Annotated in this window: 2 protein-coding genes; both read left to right on the forward strand. The window is 73.2% G+C overall.

Translation table 11 applies throughout. From position 1 onward, the window contains the following. A partial coding sequence (locus ACLD7X_RS17140; protein ID WP_411424898.1) for an SEC-C metal-binding domain-containing protein occupies positions 1–271 on the forward strand: 271 nt, incomplete at its 5' end. A 111-nt stretch (positions 272–382) separates the two neighbouring features. Continuing rightward, on the forward strand, positions 383–922 hold a 540-nt coding region (locus tag ACLD7X_RS17145), incomplete at its 3' end, for a hypothetical protein (RefSeq protein WP_411424899.1).

The raw sequence follows: 922 nt of genomic DNA on the forward strand, positions 1-922 counted from the left end.
GCAGCGGCTGGCGGTGGTGCGCCCGCTGACCGAGGCCGAGCAGAAGGCGATGATGGAGCAGTTCCTTGCCCAGGCGCGTGCGGCGCAGGGTGCCAGCGCCCCGGCGACGCCTGCCCCGGCCGAAGTCCCCGCCCCTGCCGCGCAGGCGCCCGTCATGCCGGTGGCCGATGTGGCCGACCTGCCCGAGAACTGGGCCGACACCGGCCGCAACGACCCCTGCCCCTGCGGGTCGGGCAAGAAGTTCAAGCACTGCCACGGGCGCATCGCCTGACCCATCCTGCCGGGGCGGTCCTGCGCCGCCCCGGCCGAAACATTCCCCGCTTTCGCCACGACGCCGCCGCGTTTCGCCAGCATTGGTCGACCCCGTGGTGTGAATGGTGGAATGGTGATCATGCGAGTGATTCGGACGATCGCGCTGGGCACGGCGGTGGCGACAATGGCGCTGGGCGCCGGCCACATGGTCCAGACACGCGCCGGGACGGATGCCGTGGAACGCGCGCGGACCGCGCCGGCACCGTGGGAATCCAAGGACATCCCCAAGAACATCGTGACGCTGTCGGCAGGCCCTTCAACGGCTGCCGCCGCCGCACCTGTCCCTGACCCCCAGCCTGTTCTGGCACCCGAACCGGTGGCGGCGCCCGACTGCACGCCCGGCCTGCGCGTGTCCGCCGCACCCGGGGCGCTGCTGGACGTGGCGCTGACGGCGCCCTGTGATGGCGGCGCGCGTGTCGTGCTGCGCCATGGCGGGCTGGCCGTGACGGGGCGGCTGACCAATGCGGGCCAGTTGTCGGTGCTGCTGCCCGCGCTGGATGCCGCGGGCGACGTCTCGGCCATCCTGCCCGGCGGCGGCGGGCTGGTTGCCGCGGCGCCGGTGGACCTGTCGGCGGTCGAACGATTTGCCGTGCAATGGTCGGGCGCCGAT

Origin of the sequence: Aphanothece microscopica RSMan92 (assembly GCF_046613545.2) — a bacterium.
Lineage (GTDB): Bacteria > Cyanobacteriota > Cyanobacteriia > PCC-6307 > Cyanobiaceae > NIES-981.